The sequence below is a fragment of the Mycobacterium spongiae genome, from assembly GCF_018278905.1.
Taxonomy (GTDB): domain Bacteria; phylum Actinomycetota; class Actinomycetes; order Mycobacteriales; family Mycobacteriaceae; genus Mycobacterium; species Mycobacterium spongiae.
The window spans coordinates 3,390,531-3,411,053 of the sequence record NZ_CP046600.1; the positions used below are offsets into that span (position 1 = coordinate 3,390,531).

Here is a 20,523-nt window from a genome sequence, read left to right on the forward strand (position 1 = left end):
CACGACATATGCTCGCCGGACGCCGACCTAGCTGTAAAACTGACTGAGGTTGTTGACAGTCTGGGCTCCTGAGGAAGGGAGCCACATGGCTGATCGTGTTTGGAGTGAGAAGGAACTGCTCAGGCGGGCCAACCGTCGCCTGGCCGTGCTGAAGCACGCCGAGGAAGTCAGCGGAAACGTGGCGGCTACCTGCCGCTACTACGGCATCAGCCGCAACGTGTTCTACCGGTGGAAGCGGCGCTACGAAGACGAGGGCCTCGACGGCCTCAAAGACCGCTCCAGCGCCCCGCTGCACTGCCCGACGATCACCGAGCCAGAGGTGGTGGACAAGATCATTCACCTGCGGCAGCACTACCACTTCGGGCCATCGAGGATCACCATGTACCTCAAGCGCTACCACGACGTCACGATCAGCGCGTCAGGGGTGTGGCGAATCCTCAAGCGGCTCGGGATGAACCGTCTGCCCGCCTCACAACGCTACAAGCGCCATTCGGGCCGCTGGAAACGCTACGAAAAGCAACGGCCCGGCCATCACGTGCAAATCGATGTGAAGTTCATCGAGCCGATCACCACCGGATCGGGCCGCCGCAAGCGCTACTACCAGTACACCGCGATCGACGACTGCACCCGACTACGCGTGCTACGGGCCTACCCCCGCTCCGATCAAAAGACCGCGATCCAGTTCCTCGACTACGTGATCTCACGTATGCCATTCCAGGTCGAGAAGATCCAGACCGACAACGGCGCGGAATTCCAATCCAGCTTCCATTGGCACGCGACCGACCAGGGTATCGGCCACGCCTATATCCGCCCGGCTACACCCAGGCTCAACGGGAAAGTGGAACGCTCGCACCGCATCGATGCCGAAGAGTTCTACCGGCTGCTCGACGGTGTCGTCGAAGACGACGCCGGCCTGTTCAACCAGAAGCTCAAGGAATGGGAGGACTACTACAACTACCACCGACCCCACGGCGGGCTCGGCGGCCAAACCCCATACGAAAGGCTGCTACAAAAGACCAAAGCCCAGCCTGTCACCGGCCCCCGTCAGTCACACAACTAGATGCGGCGCTCCATATGCAGCAGAAGCCGAGCGGAGCTGCCGTGAGGTCGCACGCCGCGTTTGTAACGCTAACAGCGGTATTGACCATGCACGGAACCCGAAAAAGCGGACGTGCGACACCACCATTGGTGGGGCGCGGCGGAATAGCTTGACAAATTCTCGGCCGAGTTAATCAGGGTCAGGCCGCCAGCCCGGCTATATACCTCTCAGACAACTTGGCTCACGTAATCGGGGTCGAACCACCTCGCTTTCTAAATCAGCGACATCGGCCGGAGACAACGCTTGACTCACCAAAATCTCTGAACTGTCGCTTGATACGGGACAGCTGTTTTTTGGCTGTAGCGAGGAGTTTTCATGTCCTTTCTGTCCATATCGCCCGAACTTGTCGCCACCGCCGCGGGTGATCTCACCAACATCGGTTCCACACTTGAGGCCGCCAACGCGGCTGCCTCGGCGGCCACCACCGAGCTGCTGGCCGCCGGCGCCGACGAGGTGTCAACTCGAATCGCGGCATTGTTCGGCACGTACGGCCAGGAGTATCAGGCGATCAGCGCACAGGTCGCGGTGTACCAGCAAGAGTTCGTCCAAACACTGCAAGGCGCCACCAGTGCCTACAAGTGGGCCGAGGCCGCCAACGCCGAGCAGACCCTGCTAGGCCTGATTAATCCTGCCACTCAAGCCCTGCTTGGGCGCCCGTTGATCGGCGACGGCGCGAACGCGACAACCCCGGGTGGGGCCGGCGGCGACGGTGGCCTGCTCTACGGCAGCGGCGGCAACGGCGCTGCCGGCGCGCCAGGCCAAACGGGTGGCGCAGGCGGGTCGGCGGGGTTGTTGGGCAACGGCGGCAACGGCGGAGCGGGCGGAACGGGCGGTGCCGCGGGTGGGGCCGGCGGCTCCGGCGGCTGGCTGTACGGCAATGGCGGCACCGGCGGCGCTGGCGGGATCGGCGGTGGCGCGGGCGGTGCCGGTGGCCGGGCTTGGCTGGTGGGCCATGCAGGTATGGGTGGGGCCGGGGGCACGGGCGGCGTTCCCGGTGCCCTCGCTGGCGGCTCCGGCGGCGCCGGCGGCAGCGGTGGGTTGCTTTACGGCGACGGCGGCAACGGCGGCAACGGCAGTGCTGGGGCCGACAATGCCGCCGGCGATGGCGGTGCGGGCGGCGCCGGCGGCGATGGCGGCAGCGCTGGGCTGTTCGGGCATGGGGGCGTTGGCGGTGTGGGCGCTGATGGAGGCAGCGGCGGGCCGACTGTCGGCGGGGCTGACGGCGGGGCTGGCGGGGCCGGCGGTGACGGCGGTCGCGGCGGGTGGCTTTACGGCAATGGCGGCGCCAGTGGTGTCGGCGGCAACGGCGGCACCGGGCCCGGCAACGGCGGGGCTGGCGGTGCCGGCGGCAATGGCGGTGCCACTGGGCTGTTCGGACATGGTGGCACCGGAAGCGCCGGCGGCACCGGCGGGGCCGGCGGTGGTTTCAGCGGCGACGGCGGTGACGGCGGCACCGGCGGCCGGGGCGGATGGATTTACGGTGACGGCGCCAGCGGCGGCGCGGGCGGGCACGGCGCCAATACCGGTGCTGGTGGTGCTGGTGGTGACGGCGGTGCTGGTGGGGCCGGCGGACTGATCGGGGCCGGCGGGGCCGGCGGGGCTGGTGGGGCCGGACAGGGCGGCTCGTCCGGTGGAGCTGGCGGGGCCGGCGGCCATGGCGGCCATGGCGGTTGGCTGACCGGTGGCGGCGGCAACGGCGGGCACGGCGGGCAAGGCGGTAACGGTGTCACCGGCGGAGGGCCCGGCGGTGACGGCGGCAGCGGCGGCAACGCCGGTTGGCTCGCCGGTAGCGGCGGTAACGCCGGCAACGGCGGCAACGCCGGCAACGGCCCCACCAACGGCGGCCGCGGCGGCGCCGGCGGCAGCGCCGGGCTCGTCGGCCGCGGTGGCAACGGTGGGGCCGGCGGCAACGGCGCTGGCGGCGGCTTAGCCGGGCCGGACGGTGGGGCCGGCGGCGCCGGTGGGGCCGGCGGCAACGGTGGTGGACTGATCGGCGACGCTGGCCATGGCGGTAGCGGCGGTAATGGGGGTATCGCCACCAACGGAGGCGACGGTGGCGCCGGTGGCGCCGGCGGGTCGGCGGGGCTGTTCGGTAACGGCGGTAACGGCGGCATCGGCGGTGCCGGCGCCACCAGCACTTCCGATGGCAGCGACGGCGCTGGCGGTAACGGCGCGGCCGCCGGCCATGGTGGCTGGCTGTACGGCAGCGGCGGTAACGGTGGGGCCGGCGGCATCGGCGGCGGTGCCGGTGGGGCCGGCGGTAACGGCGGCTTCTTCGTTGGCAATGGCGGTAATGGCGGCGCTGGGAGTATGGGCTCTGCCGGCGGGGCTGGCGGTGCCGGTGGCACGGGCGGTAATCCTGGCTGGCTGTTCGGGGCTGGCGGCACGGGCGGGGCCGGAGGCGCCGGCGCGAATGCGATAACGCCGGGTGCTGCCGGTGGCGCCGGTGGTGACGGCGGTGCCGCCGGGCGCGGCGGGCTGTTTATGCGCGGTGGTGACGGCGGGCGCGGCGGCGCCGGCGGAACCGGTGCTGACGGCAGCCCTGCCGTTGGTGACGGTGATCCCGGCGGTGTCGGCGGCGCTGGTGGTGTGGGTGGTGCTGGCGGCGCCGGCGGCAGGGCCCCGCTGGTCTTCGGCAACGGTGGGGCCGGCGGACTTGGTGGAGACGGTGGTGGCGGCGGCGCGGGCGCCGCGGGCGCCGCTAGCGCCACCGGGATCGGTGGTGACGGCGGTAGGGGTGGCGCCGGTGGCGCCGCCGGCGCGGGCGGGCTTGGTGGCGCTGCCCAGATCTTCAGCCAAGCCGGCAGCACCGGCATCAGCGGCGATGGAGGTGACGGCGGGACCGGTGGTGCGGGTGGCGCCGGCGGTGACGGCACCGACGCCACCGCGGGCAGCGGCGCGACCGGCGGTACCGGATTCGCGGGTGGGACCGGCGGTGTGGGTGGGGCCGGCGGTGACTCCGGCGCCGGCGGCACCAACGGCTCCGGCGGTGTCGGCGGTATAGGCGGTATAGGCGGCACCGGCGGCGCTGGCGGCAGCGGCGCCGACGGTGGAGCTGGGGTCGCCGGCGCCGATGGCGGCCAAGGCGGTACTGGCGGCATCGGCGGATCAGCAGGTGCCGGTGGCGTGGCCGGCGCCGGCGGCACCGGCGGCACCGCAGGCGCCGACGGGTCATCCGGCGACGGCGGCACCGGTGGTGCGGGCGGCCTCGGCGGTGACGGCGGCACCGGCACCGCCGGCGCGGCCAACGGCGGCACCGGCGGCCAGGGCGCCGCCGGCGGCCAAGGCGGAACCGGCGGCGCCGGTGGTGTGGCCGGCGCCGGTACCGGCGGCATCCAAGGCGACGGCGGGGCCGGCGGTAACGGCGGCACCGGCGGTGACGGCGGCACCGGCGGGGCCGGCACCGACAACAGCGCCACCCTCGACATCGCCGGCGGCGCCGGCGGTGACGGCGGCGCCGGTGGGACCGGCGGGGCGGCCGGCGCCGGCGGTGACGGCACCACGATGGGCGCCGCCGGGTCATCCGGCGACGGCGGCACCGGTGGTGCGGGCGGCCTCGGCGGTGACGGCGGCACCGGCACCGCCGGCGCGGCCAACGGCGGCACCGGCGGCCAGGGCGCCGCCGGCGGCCAAGGCGGAACCGGCGGCGCCGGTGGTGTGGCCGGCGCCGGTACCGGCGGCATCCAAGGCGACGGCGGGGCCGGCGGTAACGGCGGCACCGGCGGTGACGGCGGCACCGGCGGGGCCGGCACCGACAACAGCGCCACCCTCGACATCGCCGGCGGCGCCGGCGGTGACGGCGGCGCCGGTGGGACCGGCGGGGCGGCCGGCGCCGGCGGTGACGGCACCACGATGGGCGCCGCCGGGTCATCCGGCGACGGCGGCACCGGTGGTGCGGGCGGCCTCGGCGGTGACGGCGGCACCGGCACCGCCGGCGCGGCCAACGGCGGCACCGGCGGCCAGGGCGCCGCCGGCGGCCAAGGCGGAACCGGCGGCGCCGGTGGTGTGGCCGGCGCCGGTACCGGCGGCATCCAAGGCGACGGCGGGGCCGGCGGTAACGGCGGCACCGGCGGTGACGGCGGCACCGGCGGGGCCGGCACCGACAACAGCGCCACCCTCGACATCGCCGGCGGCGCCGGCGGTGACGGCGGCGCCGGTGGGACCGGCGGGGCGGCCGGCGCCGGCGGTGACGGCACCACGATGGGCGCCGCCGGGTCATCCGGCGACGGCGGCACCGGTGGTGCGGGCGGCCTCGGCGGTGACGGCGGCACCGGCACCGCCGGCGCGGCCAACGGCGGCACCGGCGGCCAGGGCGCCGCCGGCGGCCAAGGCGGAACCGGCGGCGCCGGTGGTGTGGCCGGCGCCGGTACCGGCGGCATCCAAGGCGACGGCGGGGCCGGCGGTAACGGCGGCACCGGCGGTGACGGCGGCACCGGCGGGGCCGGCACCGACAACAGCGCCACCCTCGACATCGCCGGCGGCGCCGGCGGTGACGGCGGCGCCGGTGGGACCGGCGGGGCGGCCGGCGCCGGCGGTGACGGCACCACGATGGGCGCCGCCGGGTCATCCGGCGACGGCGGCACCGGTGGTGCGGGCGGCCTCGGCGGTGACGGCGGCACCGGCACCGCCGGCGCGGCCAACGGCGGCACCGGCGGCCAGGGCGCCGCCGGCGGCCAAGGCGGAACCGGCGGCGCCGGTGGTGTGGCCGGCGCCGGTACCGGCGGCATCCAAGGCGACGGCGGGGCCGGCGGTAACGGCGGCACCGGCGGTGACGGCGGCACCGGCGGGGCCGGCACCGACAACAGCGCCACCCTCGACATCGCCGGCGGCGCCGGCGGTGACGGCGGCGCCGGTGGGACCGGCGGGGCGGCCGGCGCCGGCGGTGACGGCACCACGATGGGCGCCGCCGGGTCATCCGGCGACGGCGGCACCGGTGGTGCGGGCGGCCTCGGCGGTGACGGCGGCACCGGCACCGCCGGCGCGGCCAACGGCGGCACCGGCGGCCAGGGCGCCGCCGGCGGCCAAGGCGGAACCGGCGGCGCCGGTGGTGTGGCCGGCGCCGGTACCGGCGGCATCCAAGGCGACGGCGGGGCCGGCGGTAACGGCGGCACCGGCGGTGACGGCGGCACCGGCGGGGCCGGCACCGACAACAGCGCCACCCTCGACATCGCCGGCGGCGCCGGCGGTGACGGCGGCGCCGGTGGGACCGGCGGGGCGGCCGGCGCCGGCGGTGACGGCACCACGATGGGCGCCGCCGGGTCATCCGGCGACGGCGGCACCGGTGGTGCGGGCGGCCTCGGCGGTGACGGCGGCACCGGCACCGCCGGCGCGGCCAACGGCGGCACCGGCGGCCAGGGCGCCGCCGGCGGCCAAGGCGGAACCGGCGGCGCCGGTGGTGTGGCCGGCGCCGGTACCGGCGGCATCCAAGGCGACGGCGGGGCCGGCGGTAACGGCGGCACCGGCGGTGACGGCGGCACCGGCGGGGCCGGCACCGACAACAGCGCCACCCTCGACATCGCCGGCGGCGCCGGCGGTGACGGCGGCGCCGGTGGGACCGGCGGGGCGGCCGGCGCCGGCGGTGACGGCACCACGATGGGCGCCGCCGGGTCATCCGGCGACGGCGGCACCGGTGGTGCGGGCGGCCTCGGCGGTGACGGCGGCACCGGCACCGCCGGCGCGGCCAACGGCGGCACCGGCGGCCAGGGCGCCGCCGGCGGCCAAGGCGGAACCGGCGGCGCCGGTGGTGTGGCCGGCGCCGGTACCGGCGGCATCCAAGGCGACGGCGGGGCCGGCGGTAACGGCGGCACCGGCGGTGACGGCGGCACCGGCGGGGCCGGCACCGACAACAGCGCCACCCTCGACATCGCCGGCGGCGCCGGCGGTGACGGCGGCGCCGGTGGGACCGGCGGGGCGGCCGGCGCCGGCGGTGACGGCACCACGATGGGCGCCGCCGGGTCATCCGGCGACGGCGGCACCGGCGGTGCGGGCGGCCTCGGCGGTGACGGCGGCACCGGCACCGCCGGCGCGGCCAACGGCGGCACCGGCGGCCAGGGCGCCGCCGGCGGCCAAGGCGGAACCGGCGGCGCCGGTGGTGTGGCCGGCGCCGGTACCGGCGGCATCCAAGGCGACGGCGGGGCCGGCGGTAACGGCGGCACCGGCGGTGACGGCGGCACCGGCGGGGCCGGCACCGACAACAGCGCCACCCTCGACATCGCCGGCGGCGCCGGCGGTGACGGCGGCGCCGGTGGGACCGGCGGGGCGGCCGGCGCCGGCGGTGACGGCACCACGATGGGCGCCGCCGGGTCATCCGGCGACGGCGGCACCGGTGGTGCGGGCGGCCTCGGCGGTGACGGCGGCACCGGCACCGCCGGCGCGGCCAACGGCGGCACCGGCGGCCAGGGCGCCGCCGGCGGCCAAGGCGGAACCGGCGGCGCCGGTGGTGTGGCCGGCGCCGGTACCGGCGGCATCCAAGGCGACGGCGGGGCCGGCGGTAACGGCGGCACCGGCGGTGACGGCGGCACCGGCGGGGCCGGCACCGACAACAGCGCCACCCTCGACATCGCCGGCGGCGCCGGCGGTGACGGCGGCGCCGGTGGGACCGGCGGGGCGGCCGGCGCCGGCGGTGACGGCACCACGATGGGCGCCGCCGGGTCATCCGGCGACGGCGGCACCGGTGGTGCGGGCGGCCTCGGCGGTGACGGCGGCACCGGCACCGCCGGCGCGGCCAACGGCGGCACCGGCGGCCAGGGCGCCGCCGGCGGCCAAGGCGGAACCGGCGGCGCCGGTGGTGTGGCCGGCGCCGGTACCGGCGGCATCCAAGGCGACGGCGGGGCCGGCGGTAACGGCGGCACCGGCGGTGACGGCGGCACCGGCGGGGCCGGCACCGACAACAGCGCCACCCTCGACATCGCCGGCGGCGCCGGCGGTGACGGCGGCGCCGGTGGGACCGGCGGGGCGGCCGGCGCCGGCGGTGACGGCACCACGATGGGCGCCGCCGGGTCATCCGGCGACGGCGGCACCGGTGGTGCGGGCGGCCTCGGCGGTGACGGCGGCACCGGCACCGCCGGCGCGGCCAACGGCGGCACCGGCGGCCAGGGCGCCGCCGGCGGCCAAGGCGGAACCGGCGGCGCCGGTGGTGTGGCCGGCGCCGGTACCGGCGGCATCCAAGGCGACGGCGGGGCCGGCGGTAACGGCGGCACCGGCGGTGACGGCGGCACCGGCGGGGCCGGCACCGACAACAGCGCCACCCTCGACATCGCCGGCGGCGCCGGCGGTGACGGCGGCGCCGGTGGGACCGGCGGGGCGGCCGGCGCCGGCGGTGACGGCACCACGATGGGCGCCGCCGGGTCATCCGGCGACGGCGGCACCGGCGGTGCGGGCGGCCTCGGCGGTGACGGCGGCACCGGCACCGCCGGCGCGGCCAACGGCGGCACCGGCGGCCAGGGCGCCGCCGGCGGCCAAGGCGGAACCGGCGGCGCCGGTGGTGTGGCCGGCGCCGGTACCGGCGGCATCCAAGGCGACGGCGGGGCCGGCGGTAACGGCGGCACCGGCGGTGACGGCGGCACCGGCGGGGCCGGCACCGACAACAGCGCCACCCTCGACATCGCCGGCGGCGCCGGCGGTGACGGCGGCGCCGGTGGGACCGGCGGGGCGGCCGGCGCCGGCGGTGACGGCACCACGATGGGCGCCGCCGGGTCATCCGGCGACGGCGGCACCGGTGGTGCGGGCGGCCTCGGCGGTGACGGCGGCACCGGCACCGCCGGCGCGGCCAACGGCGGCACCGGCGGCCAGGGCGCCGCCGGCGGCCAAGGCGGAACCGGCGGCGCCGGTGGTGTGGCCGGCGCCGGTACCGGCGGCATCCAAGGCGACGGCGGGGCCGGCGGTAACGGCGGCACCGGCGGTGACGGCGGCACCGGCGGGGCCGGCACCGACAACAGCGCCACCCTCGACATCGCCGGCGGCGCCGGCGGTGACGGCGGCGCCGGTGGGACCGGCGGGGCGGCCGGCGCCGGCGGTGACGGCACCACGATGGGCGCCGCCGGGTCATCCGGCGACGGCGGCACCGGTGGTGCGGGCGGCCTCGGCGGTGACGGCGGCACCGGCACCGCCGGCGCGGCCAACGGCGGCACCGGCGGCCAGGGCGCCGCCGGCGGCCAAGGCGGAACCGGCGGCGCCGGTGGTGTGGCCGGCGCCGGTACCGGCGGCATCCAAGGCGACGGCGGGGCCGGCGGTAACGGCGGCACCGGCGGTGACGGCGGCACCGGCGGGGCCGGCACCGACAACAGCGCCACCCTCGACATCGCCGGCGGCGCCGGCGGTGACGGCGGCGCCGGTGGGACCGGCGGGGCGGCCGGCGCCGGCGGTGACGGCACCACGATGGGCGCCGCCGGGTCATCCGGCGACGGCGGCACCGGTGGTGCGGGCGGCCTCGGCGGTGACGGCGGCACCGGCACCGCCGGCGCGGCCAACGGCGGCACCGGCGGCCAGGGCGCCGCCGGCGGCCAAGGCGGAACCGGCGGCGCCGGTGGTGTGGCCGGCGCCGGTACCGGCGGCATCCAAGGCGACGGCGGGGCCGGCGGTAACGGCGGCACCGGCGGTGACGGCGGCACCGGCGGGGCCGGCACCGACAACAGCGCCACCCTCGACATCGCCGGCGGCGCCGGCGGTGACGGCGGCGCCGGTGGGACCGGCGGGGCGGCCGGCGCCGGCGGTGACGGCACCACGATGGGCGCCGCCGGGTCATCCGGCGACGGCGGCACCGGTGGTGCGGGCGGCCTCGGCGGTGACGGCGGCACCGGCACCGCCGGCGCGGCCAACGGCGGCACCGGCGGCCAGGGCGCCGCCGGCGGCCAAGGCGGAACCGGCGGCGCCGGTGGTGTGGCCGGCGCCGGTACCGGCGGCATCCAAGGCGACGGCGGGGCCGGCGGTAACGGCGGCACCGGCGGTGACGGCGGCACCGGCGGGGCCGGCACCGACAACAGCGCCACCCTCGACATCGCCGGCGGCGCCGGCGGTGACGGCGGCGCCGGTGGGACCGGCGGGGCGGCCGGCGCCGGCGGTGACGGCACCACGATGGGCGCCGCCGGGTCATCCGGCGACGGCGGCACCGGTGGTGCGGGCGGCCTCGGCGGTGACGGCGGCACCGGCACCGCCGGCGCGGCCAACGGCGGCACCGGCGGCCAGGGCGCCGCCGGCGGCCAAGGCGGAACCGGCGGCGCCGGTGGTGTGGCCGGCGCCGGTACCGGCGGCATCCAAGGCGACGGCGGGGCCGGCGGTAACGGCGGCACCGGCGGTGACGGCGGCACCGGCGGGGCCGGCACCGACAACAGCGCCACCCTCGACATCGCCGGCGGCGCCGGCGGTGACGGCGGCGCCGGTGGGACCGGCGGGGCGGCCGGCGCCGGCGGTGACGGCACCACGATGGGCGCCGCCGGGTCATCCGGCGACGGCGGCACCGGTGGTGCGGGCGGCCTCGGCGGTGACGGCGGCACCGGCACCGCCGGCGCGGCCAACGGCGGCACCGGCGGCCAGGGCGCCGCCGGCGGCCAAGGCGGAACCGGCGGCGCCGGTGGTGTGGCCGGCGCCGGTACCGGCGGCATCCAAGGCGACGGCGGGGCCGGCGGTAACGGCGGCACCGGCGGTGACGGCGGCACCGGCGGGGCCGGCACCGACAACAGCGCCACCCTCGACATCGCCGGCGGCGCCGGCGGTGACGGCGGCGCCGGTGGGACCGGCGGGGCGGCCGGCGCCGGCGGTGACGGCACCACGATGGGCGCCGCCGGGTCATCCGGCGACGGCGGCACCGGTGGTGCGGGCGGCCTCGGCGGTGACGGCGGCACCGGCACCGCCGGCGCGGCCAACGGCGGCACCGGCGGCCAGGGCGCCGCCGGCGGCCAAGGCGGAACCGGCGGCGCCGGTGGTGTGGCCGGCGCCGGTACCGGCGGCATCCAAGGCGACGGCGGGGCCGGCGGTAACGGCGGCACCGGCGGTGACGGCGGCACCGGCGGGGCCGGCACCGACAACAGCGCCACCCTCGACATCGCCGGCGGCGCCGGCGGTGACGGCGGCGCCGGTGGGACCGGCGGGGCGGCCGGCGCCGGCGGTGACGGCACCACGATGGGCGCCGCCGGGTCATCCGGCGACGGCGGCACCGGTGGTGCGGGCGGCCTCGGCGGTGACGGCGGCACCGGCACCGCCGGCGCGGCCAACGGCGGCACCGGCGGCCAGGGCGCCGCCGGCGGCCAAGGCGGAACCGGCGGCGCCGGTGGTGTGGCCGGCGCCGGTACCGGCGGCATCCAAGGCGACGGCGGGGCCGGCGGTAACGGCGGCACCGGCGGTGACGGCGGCACCGGCGGGGCCGGCACCGACAACAGCGCCACCCTCGACATCGCCGGCGGCGCCGGCGGTGACGGCGGCGCCGGTGGGACCGGCGGGGCGGCCGGCGCCGGCGGTGACGGCACCACGATGGGCGCCGCCGGGTCATCCGGCGACGGCGGCACCGGTGGTGCGGGCGGCCTCGGCGGTGACGGCGGCACCGGCACCGCCGGCGCGGCCAACGGCGGCACCGGCGGCCAGGGCGCCGCCGGCGGCCAAGGCGGAACCGGCGGCGCCGGTGGTGTGGCCGGCGCCGGTACCGGCGGCATCCAAGGCGACGGCGGGGCCGGCGGTAACGGCGGCACCGGCGGTGACGGCGGCACCGGCGGGGCCGGCACCGACAACAGCGCCACCCTCGACATCGCCGGCGGCGCCGGCGGTGACGGCGGCGCCGGTGGGACCGGCGGGGCGGCCGGCGCCGGCGGTGACGGCACCACGATGGGCGCCGCCGGGTCATCCGGCGACGGCGGCACCGGTGGTGCGGGCGGCCTCGGCGGTGACGGCGGCACCGGCACCGCCGGCGCGGCCAACGGCGGCACCGGCGGCCAGGGCGCCGCCGGCGGCCAAGGCGGAACCGGCGGCGCCGGTGGTGTGGCCGGCGCCGGTACCGGCGGCATCCAAGGCGACGGCGGGGCCGGCGGTAACGGCGGCACCGGCGGTGACGGCGGCACCGGCGGGGCCGGCACCGACAACAGCGCCACCCTCGACATCGCCGGCGGCGCCGGCGGTGACGGCGGCGCCGGTGGGACCGGCGGGGCGGCCGGCGCCGGCGGTGACGGCACCACGATGGGCGCCGCCGGGTCATCCGGCGACGGCGGCACCGGCGGTGCGGGCGGCCTCGGCGGTGACGGCGGCACCGGCACCGCCGGCGCGGCCAACGGCGGCACCGGCGGCCAGGGCGCCGCCGGCGGCCAAGGCGGAACCGGCGGCGCCGGTGGTGTGGCCGGCGCCGGTACCGGCGGCATCCAAGGCGACGGCGGGGCCGGCGGTAACGGCGGCACCGGCGGTGACGGCGGCACCGGCGGGGCCGGCACCGACAACAGCGCCACCCTCGACATCGCCGGCGGCGCCGGCGGTGACGGCGGCGCCGGTGGGACCGGCGGGGCGGCCGGCGCCGGCGGTGACGGCACCACGATGGGCGCCGCCGGGTCATCCGGCGACGGCGGCACCGGTGGTGCGGGCGGCCTCGGCGGTGACGGCGGCACCGGCACCGCCGGCGCGGCCAACGGCGGCACCGGCGGCCAGGGCGCCGCCGGCGGCCAAGGCGGAACCGGCGGCGCCGGTGGTGTGGCCGGCGCCGGTACCGGCGGCATCCAAGGCGACGGCGGGGCCGGCGGTAACGGCGGCACCGGCGGTGACGGCGGCACCGGCGGGGCCGGCACCGACAACAGCGCCACCCTCGACATCGCCGGCGGCGCCGGCGGTGACGGCGGCGCCGGTGGGACCGGCGGGGCGGCCGGCGCCGGCGGTGACGGCACCACGATGGGCGCCGCCGGGTCATCCGGCGACGGCGGCACCGGTGGTGCGGGCGGCCTCGGCGGTGACGGCGGCACCGGCACCGCCGGCGCGGCCAACGGCGGCACCGGCGGCCAGGGCGCCGCCGGCGGCCAAGGCGGAACCGGCGGCGCCGGTGGTGTGGCCGGCGCCGGTACCGGCGGCATCCAAGGCGACGGCGGGGCCGGCGGTAACGGCGGCACCGGCGGTGACGGCGGCACCGGCGGGGCCGGCACCGACAACAGCGCCACCCTCGACATCGCCGGCGGCGCCGGCGGTGACGGCGGCGCCGGTGGGACCGGCGGGGCGGCCGGCGCCGGCGGTGACGGCACCACGATGGGCGCCGCCGGGTCATCCGGCGACGGCGGCACCGGTGGTGCGGGCGGCCTCGGCGGTGACGGCGGCACCGGCACCGCCGGCGCGGCCAACGGCGGCACCGGCGGCCAGGGCGCCGCCGGCGGCCAAGGCGGAACCGGCGGCGCCGGTGGTGTGGCCGGCGCCGGTACCGGCGGCATCCAAGGCGACGGCGGGGCCGGCGGTAACGGCGGCACCGGCGGTGACGGCGGCACCGGCGGGGCCGGCACCGACAACAGCGCCACCCTCGACATCGCCGGCGGCGCCGGCGGTGACGGCGGCGCCGGTGGGACCGGCGGGGCGGCCGGCGCCGGCGGTGACGGCACCACGATGGGCGCCGCCGGGTCATCCGGCGACGGCGGCACCGGTGGTGCGGGCGGCCTCGGCGGTGACGGCGGCACCGGCACCGCCGGCGCGGCCAACGGCGGCACCGGCGGCCAGGGCGCCGCCGGCGGCCAAGGCGGAACCGGCGGCGCCGGTGGTGTGGCCGGCGCCGGTACCGGCGGCATCCAAGGCGACGGCGGGGCCGGCGGTAACGGCGGCACCGGCGGTGACGGCGGCACCGGCGGGGCCGGCACCGACAACAGCGCCACCCTCGACATCGCCGGCGGCGCCGGCGGTGACGGCGGCGCCGGTGGGACCGGCGGGGCGGCCGGCGCCGGCGGTGACGGCACCACGATGGGCGCCGCCGGGTCATCCGGCGACGGCGGCACCGGCGGTGCGGGCGGCCTCGGCGGTGACGGCGGCACCGGCACCGCCGGCGCGGCCAACGGCGGCACCGGCGGCCAGGGCGCCGCCGGCGGCCAAGGCGGAACCGGCGGCGCCGGTGGTGTGGCCGGCGCCGGTACCGGCGGCATCCAAGGCGACGGCGGGGCCGGCGGTAACGGCGGCACCGGCGGTGACGGCGGCACCGGCGGGGCCGGCACCGACAACAGCGCCACCCTCGACATCGCCGGCGGCGCCGGCGGTGACGGCGGCGCCGGTGGGACCGGCGGGGCGGCCGGCGCCGGCGGTGACGGCACCACGATGGGCGCCGCCGGGTCATCCGGCGACGGCGGCACCGGTGGTGCGGGCGGCCTCGGCGGTGACGGCGGCACCGGCACCGCCGGCGCGGCCAACGGCGGCACCGGCGGCCAGGGCGCCGCCGGCGGCCAAGGCGGAACCGGCGGCGCCGGTGGTGTGGCCGGCGCCGGTACCGGCGGCATCCAAGGCGACGGCGGGGCCGGCGGTAACGGCGGCACCGGCGGTGACGGCGGCACCGGCGGGGCCGGCACCGACAACAGCGCCACCCTCGACATCGCCGGCGGCGCCGGCGGTGACGGCGGCGCCGGTGGGACCGGCGGGGCGGCCGGCGCCGGCGGTGACGGCACCACGATGGGCGCCGCCGGGTCATCCGGCGACGGCGGCACCGGTGGTGCGGGCGGCCTCGGCGGTGACGGCGGCACCGGCACCGCCGGCGCGGCCAACGGCGGCACCGGCGGCCAGGGCGCCGCCGGCGGCCAAGGCGGAACCGGCGGCGCCGGTGGTGTGGCCGGCGCCGGTACCGGCGGCATCCAAGGCGACGGCGGGGCCGGCGGTAACGGCGGCACCGGCGGTGACGGCGGCACCGGCGGGGCCGGCAGCACCGGCCAAAACGGCGGCAGCGGCGGAACCGGCGGAACCGGCGGGGCGGGTGGTGCCGCCGGCGCCGGCAGCGCTAACGGCATCGGAGGCGACGGCGGAACCGGCGGCGACGGCGGCCAAGGCGGCGATGGCGGAAACGGCACCAACAACCAAGACGGCGGCAGCGGCGGAACCGGCGGCGACGGCGGTGCGGGTGGTGCCGCCGGCGCCGGCAGCGTTAACGGCACCGGTGGAACAGGCGGCACCGGCGGCACCGGCGGCACCGGAGCAGACGGCGGAGCTGTAACCGGAGCGAGCACACCCGGAACAGACGGTGGAGCTGGCGGCGACGGCGGGGCCGGCGGTGCCGGCGGCGACGGCATTGGAGGGACCGGTGGGGGAACCGGTGGAACAGGCGGCGCTGCCGGCGATGGCGGCGACGGCAGTCCACCCGCGCTGATGTCGTCGCCCGGCGTACCAGCCGGCACTGGCGGCATCGGCGGAACCGGCGGCGACGGCGGTACCGGCGGTGCTGGCGCCGGCACCGGTGGAACCGGAGGTAGCGGCGGCGAAGGTGGTACCGGCGGCCACGGTCCCGACGACGAGTTCAGCGGCGACGGCCCCGGCGGAACAGGCGGCGCCGGCGGCGACGGCGGGATCGGCGGGACCGGCGGCACCGACGGCGGGACCGGCGGGACCGGCGGCGCCGGCGGCACCGGCGGCACCGGCGGCGAGGGCGGCGAGTTCGGCGGCGCCGGCGGGATAGGCGGTGCGGCCGGCACCGGTGGCGACGGCGGGACCGGCGGAAGCGGGGGCGGCGACGGGGGCGCTGGCGGCACCGGCGGCACCGGCGGCACCGGTGGCCAAGGCGACGGTCGAGCCGGCCAAGCCGTACCCAGCGACCCCGGCGGTGCCGGCGGCGCCGGCGGCGCGGCCGGCGCCGGAGGCAACGGTGGCGATGCTGGCGCCGGCGGCAACGGCGACGGCGGCAAGGGCGGCGACGCCGGCACCGGCGGCGCTGGCGGCGATGGTGGCGACGCCGAGCAAGGTGAGACTGGCGTTGGCAGCGGTAAGGGCGGCGACGGCGGCACCGGCGGCACCGGCGGCACCGGCGGCACCGGCGGCATCGGCACCGGTACCGGCAGCGGCGGTGCGGGCGGCGATGCCGGTACCGGCGGCCAAGGCGGCGACGGCGGCACCGGCAGCTCCAGCCTCACACTCAACGTGCAGGGCGGAGTGGGCGGCACCGGCGGAGCCGGCGGCGACGGCGGCACGGCCGGTTCGGGCGGGTTCGGGTCGACTCTAGGCGCCGACGGCAGCTCCGGTGACGGCGGCCAGGGCGGCCAGGGCGGCACCGGCGGAGCCGGCTCAACCGGTACGACCGGTGCCGCCGATGGCGGCACCGGCGGCCAGGGCGCGGCCGGTGGGGCCGGCGGTGATGGCGGTGCCGGTGGCGCAGCCGGCGCCGGTGCCGGCGGGATCCAAGGCGACGGCGGTGCCGGCGGCGACGGCGGGACCGGCGGCACCGGCGGGATCGGCGGGACCGGCACCGATAACAGCGCCACCGTCGGTATCGCCGGCGGCGCCGGCGGCGACGGCGGGACCGGCGGCACCGGCGGGGCGGCCGGCACCGGCGGCACCGGCACCACCGCGGGCACCGACGGGTCTTCCGGCGACGGCGGCACCGGCGGCGCGGGCGGCGCCGGCGGCGACGGCGGCACCGGCACCGCCGGCGCGGCCAACGGCGGCACCGGCGGCCAGGGCGCCGCCGGCGGCCAAGGCGGAACCGGCGGCGCCGGTGGCGCCGCCGGCGCCGGTACCGGCGGCCTCCAAGGCGACGGCGGCACCGGCGGTGACGGCGGCACCGGCGGTGACGGCGGCACCGGCGGGACCGGCACCGACAACAGCGCCACCCTCGGCATCGCCGGCGGCCAAGGCGGCGCCGGCGGGACCGGCGGCACCGGCGGGGCGGCCGGCGCCGGCGGCACCGGCACCACCGCGGGCACCGACGGGTCTTCCGGGGATGGCGGCACCGGCGGGATCGGCGGTACGGGCGGCGGCGGAGGCAACGGAACCAACGGCGCCAACGGTGTTGGTAGCGGCGCTGACGGTGGCGCCGGCAGCACCGGCGGCGACGGCGGCGCGGGCGGAGCGGGAGGTAAAGGCGGTGCCGCCGGCACCGGCACCGGCGGCACCCAGGGAGCCGGCGGCACCGGCGGCGACGGCGGAGCAGGCGGTGACGGCGGCAACGGCGGTCAAGGCACCGACGGCACCGGTCTTGAAGCAATGGCTGGCGGCGCGGGCGGCGCCGGCGGCACCGGCGGCACCGGCGGTGCCGCCGGCACCGGCGGCACCGGGTCAGCCACAGGTGCAAGCGGCACCGGCGGCACCGGCGGTGACGGCGGCACCGGCGGCAAAGCCGGCGCCGGCGGCCACGGTTTCGACGGCCCTGGGGGCGGCGGCCCCGGTGGCATCGGCGGCACCGGCGGTGACGGCGGCACCGGCGGCACCGGCGGTGCCGGCAACGGCGACACCGGCGGCGGCACCGGCGGCACCGGCGGCCAAGCCGGCGCCGGCGGCACCGGCGGCCCAGGCGGCGAGCAGGGCGGCGACGGTGGGGCCGGCGGAGCCGCCGGTACCGGCGGCGACGGCGGGAACGGCGGCACCGGCGGCGGACAGGGCGGCACCGGCGGCAAGGGCGGTACCGGCGGCACCGGCGGCACCGGGGACAACCGAGCCGATGCCACCGCACCAAATCGACCAGGAGGCGACGGCGGAACCGGCGGAACCGGCGGAGCCGGCGGCGCGGGCGGTGCCGCAGGCGCCGGAGGCGACGGCAACGGTGGCGACGGCGGCGCTGCCGGCAACGGCGGCCAAGGAGGCACCGGAGGATTCGCCAAGGTTCTTGAAAGCGGCACCGGCGGCGCCGGCGGCACCGGAGGCCAAGGTGGAACCGGTGGCACCGGTGGAGCCGGCGCCGGCACCGGCGACGGCGGCACCGGAGGCGCTGCCGGCAACGGCGGCACCGGCGGCACCGGAGCCGCCGGCGGAACCGGCGGCAGCGACGCCGGCGCCGGCGGCGCCGGCGGCACCGGAGGCACAGCCGGCACCGCCGGCGACGGCGGCGACGGCGGGACCAACAACGGCACCGGCGGCGACGGCGGCGCCGGCGGCGACGGTGGTGCCGGCGGCACCGGCGGCACCGGCGGCACCGGCACCAGCACCAGCGCATCCGGCGGTATCGGCGGGTCTGGCGCCGATGGCACAGCCGGTGGAAAGGGCGGCAACGGAAACGGTAGCGGCAGCGGCGGCACCGGTGGAACCGGTGGTGACGGCGGCGATGGCGGCACCGGCGGCGCCGGTGACGGCGGAACCAACCCCGGAGGCGCCGGCGGTGACGGCGGCACCGGAAGTCCCGGCAACGCTCCCAGCGGCACAACCGGAGGGACCGGCGGCACCGCCGGAACCGGCGGCACCGGAGGTCCCGCCGGCGCCCCCTGAACACGCCCGCCCGCTCCCAGGCGGCTCGGGATAAACCGCCCCAAGGACCTGCCCGCGGGTTTGGGTCTCTCGTGTTGGTTTGGGCTGGTGGTTTGAGGGTCAGGAGAATCCGGTTCGGTTGGCGATCACCGCACCAAACCGACCGCGAGCACACTGTAAGGACTTCCGCGAGCAACGGTTACATAACTCTCACACCGCCCGGCTCACCTAATCGGGGTCAAACCACTATCCACCAACAGTCTGGCACGCGCTTTTGAAGTTTGTGGCAGTGAAACTAACCCGGAATACCAGCAGAAACGCTTCAAAAACCGACACTTCGGCAGATGACGATCCGTTCACAGCCAACCCGCAGCGGGCCATTAGCCATGCTCCAGAAATGGGTGCGTAGTATCTGCCCTGCAGTTCGATAACAGGCAGATTTCGGCAATGTAATAACCCGAGGAGGTGAATTACGTGATTATCACCTTCTGAGCGTCGCATGCTCACGCCGGTCGAAATTGTTGAGGCAGTGACGAACCCTTGAATCCCACTACGAAATGCGGCGACCCCGTCTCGAATGCGAGTAATTCAGCAATGAGAATGAGGTCACATCGGAAATAGGGTGACACGGAAGAAGAACAATCGGCCAAGGAAGCAAGATCCCCTCTGGCGGCGCGCGACCGGCCACAAGAGGATGTGGTCATCTTCACTGATACCAGCCACGACGAGCAGTTCGGGGTCGCGCCCACCTGCACTCCTGCGATAGGCAGGAGTGCAGGTGGCCCCGAACACCTTAAAGATACGAACAGCGCACCTACCTGGTCGGGTGGCGGTCCAGTTCAACATCACTGGACAGAAGCCGCGACGCACCCCAACCTAGCCCAACGCAGTTGTGGGACGACAATTGCTGCATCCAAGCGGCCCCGCAAACGGGCTCGGCAAAGTGTGCCCCCGCATATAGCGCCGAGCCGCAGACCGCGCCAACCGTGACATCCCCCGCAATCGAGCGCGCAGCACACGTACGCGGCATACATCGCGGCATCCGCATCGGGGCCGCCAGCATCGCCTATCACCAAAGCCTCCCGTAACCAACGGGTGCGCACGACCAAACGCAACCAGGAGAAGAAGAGGTAGATCGTGGCCAGAACCGACAACCACACCTGGACAAGCACCAAAGACGTGGCAGCCACAGCGCTCGGCGTGGCCGCCGTCCGGGCCGCGGAAACCCGCAACGAGGATCCACTGATCCGCGACCCCCTCGCGAAACTGTTCGTCGAAGCGGCCGGTCAGAACGTCTGGAGCATGGTGACCAGCGGCGCAGCCTACGATGAACTCAGGAGTGCTGATCCGGAGTTGGCGGCCAGCATGCAAGCCTCGCTGGATCACATTGCGACGCGTACAAAGTTTTTTGACGAATTTGTGCTTGCGGCCGCTGACGCCGGCATCCGCCAAGTGGTCATCCTGGCAGCCGGCCTCGACACCCGGGCGTGGCGGCTGCCGTGGCCGGACGCAATCACGGTGTATGAACTCGACCAGCCCGAGGTACTCGAGTTCAAGCTGGCGACCTTGCGTGAGGGCGAGGCCCTGCCAGCAGCGACACACGTCGAGGTCCCGGTGGATCTTCGCGACGACTGGCCGCAGGCATTGCTCCGGGCGGGATTTGACGTTACCGCGCCAGCTGCCTGGTTAGTCGAAGGCCTCCTTCCGTTCCTCTCCGTGGCGTCCCAGGATCTGCTCTTCGAGCGCGTGCATGAGCTCAGCGCGCCCAATAGCCGGGTTGCCGCCGAGGCGCTGGACGGCGAGTTCCTCAAACCAGGGAGCGTGGCGCGCCACCGCGCGCGCCTGCAGCGGATGCGCACCGCCGCAGCCACACTTGCCGAGCTTTCCGACGTCACCGAACTGTGGGACCTCTCCGAGGACCGAGCCGACGTTGCCGATTGGCTGCGCGAGCGCGGTTGGCACGGTTCTGTGTTGACCGCCGCGCAGCTCCTGGCCCGCCATGACCGCAGCGCACCCGCCGGGCTTGCGGATGCAACCCCGCCGAGCCTGCTGGTAACCGCTCGGCTTGACACAGGAGACGACCGTCAGTCTGGCTAGCAACGCCGCCGCCTCACTCGCCG

3 protein-coding genes are annotated in these 20,523 nt (G+C 78.5%); all 3 read left to right on the top strand.

Annotated elements, in window-relative coordinates; genetic code table 11:
- Nucleotides 1–85 precede the first annotated feature (85 nt).
- The 3 genes from F6B93_RS13775 (at nt 86) to F6B93_RS13785 (ending at nt 20,500) form a co-directional block, all read left to right on the top strand.
- On the top strand, nt 86–1,060 hold the full coding sequence (locus F6B93_RS13775; protein ID WP_211695598.1) for an IS481 family transposase: 975 nt from the start codon (nt 86–88) through the stop codon (nt 1,058–1,060).
- Between the two features lie 354 nt (nt 1,061–1,414).
- The gene (locus F6B93_RS13780) at nt 1,415–18,424 is read left to right on the top strand and encodes a PE family protein (RefSeq protein WP_211699673.1); all 17,010 of its coding nucleotides are present in this window, start codon (nt 1,415–1,417) and stop codon (nt 18,422–18,424) included.
- A gap of 1,116 nt (nt 18,425–19,540) precedes the next feature.
- Nucleotides 19,541–20,500, top strand: a complete 960-nt coding sequence (locus F6B93_RS13785) for an SAM-dependent methyltransferase (RefSeq protein WP_211695599.1) — start codon at nt 19,541–19,543, stop codon at nt 20,498–20,500.
- Nucleotides 20,501–20,523: the final 23 nt, after the last annotated feature.

Excerpts from the sequence above, each read along its gene's own strand:
- F6B93_RS13780 (WP_211699673.1), top strand. The coding sequence starts at position 1,415 with ATGTCCTTTCTGTCCATATCGCCCGAACTTGTCGCCACCGCCGCGGGT.
- F6B93_RS13775 (WP_211695598.1), top strand. The coding sequence starts at position 86 with ATGGCTGATCGTGTTTGGAGTGAGAAGGAACTGCTCAGGCGGGCCAAC.